This is a genomic window from Fervidicella metallireducens AeB, from assembly GCF_000601455.1.
In the GTDB taxonomy this organism is placed as follows: domain Bacteria; phylum Bacillota; class Clostridia; order Clostridiales; family Caloramatoraceae; genus Fervidicella; species Fervidicella metallireducens.
Window position 1 is genome coordinate 1 of record NZ_AZQP01000132.1, and the last position, 1,131, is coordinate 1,131.

Genomic DNA, 1,131 nt, shown 5'->3' on the forward strand with positions numbered 1-1,131 from the left:
ACCTCATTTTGTGCTTAAACAACTAAAAAATTTACTCTTCTGACCCAAATTGTATCTAACTTCGATTTTACAGTGGAAGTTAATTTTTCAATTCACCCTTTTAAACCTCTTGAAATAGATATCAATGTCTTTTTTGTCTATGGTTAAAATATTGGGCATAGGAAAAATTTATGCTGTCCATTATCCTTTATATATCTGTTCCATAATTTATTTTTCCTTTTAATGGATATACCATTAATTCTTTGAACAAAACTTATACGTCCTTTAGATATAGTTTCTTTTCGTCAGACCAGAGCTTTGGCGCCGACTTCCTTCAGATTCCACCTCACGGTGGACACCCTTGTCTTAAGCTAACGGTTGGCACTATCAACCCCCGTATCGGACTTTCACCGACAAGACTACGCCCATGCCGGGCACACAAGAAAAAGGCCACATCAGTCTAAACTGTGTGACCTTAGAAATTACATTAAGTCAATCCTTTGGCAATAATATGAAATGTAGTCATTATCCTTAATATCTCCTGGAAGTATATTTTTCTCCACTTGCATTTTTATATCTCCAAGTTTTATTAACCCAACTTCTTTATCAACTACCTGTGCGTAAATATTGTATGCGAAATACTCTGTTAGTTTAACTACTGAAAATTCTGTTTCCCAGGCTTTTACAAGATTTTTAACATTATAGCAATATAAAGGTTCTTCAATCATATGGTTTATATCATAATTCATAGGCTGAGAAAAACATTTCAATTCATATAAACCATCAGTAATAATAACTTCCGCTTCTAAAGCGTCTTTAGATATCCATATAATTTTACTTATATAAACCATTTTGTATCTCCTTACTTTATTTTATTATTCCCAAGCTCGGAGCTTTCTTCGCAAGCTCACTTGCAGTTTTTATATGAAAAGTTGTAATATTACCTGTAACTCTATCAAGACCTACAAATCCATATTTTGCACTACCTGGCCCTCCAATAAGCCTTACATATCCATTTAATTCTTTAACATATTGACAATTATTCACAATAAAGTTAGCATCGTCAATATAGTTCTTTAAGTTATATTCGCTTTTACCAAGGACATCTATAATCTCTTTGCCATGTTTCTCAAAGTGCACTACTGCTTCATT

General features: G+C 33.0%; 2 protein-coding genes. Both read right to left on the reverse strand.

Annotated elements, in window-relative coordinates; genetic code table 11:
• Positions 1-461 precede the first annotated feature (461 nt).
• The gene (locus Q428_RS14060) at positions 462-830 is read right to left on the reverse strand and encodes a hypothetical protein (protein ID WP_035382049.1); all 369 of its coding nucleotides are present in this window, start codon (positions 828-830) and stop codon (positions 462-464) included.
• 16 nt (positions 831-846) lie between these two features.
• A partial coding sequence (locus tag Q428_RS15565; RefSeq protein WP_035382051.1) for a hypothetical protein occupies positions 847-1,131 on the reverse strand: 285 nt, incomplete at its 5' end.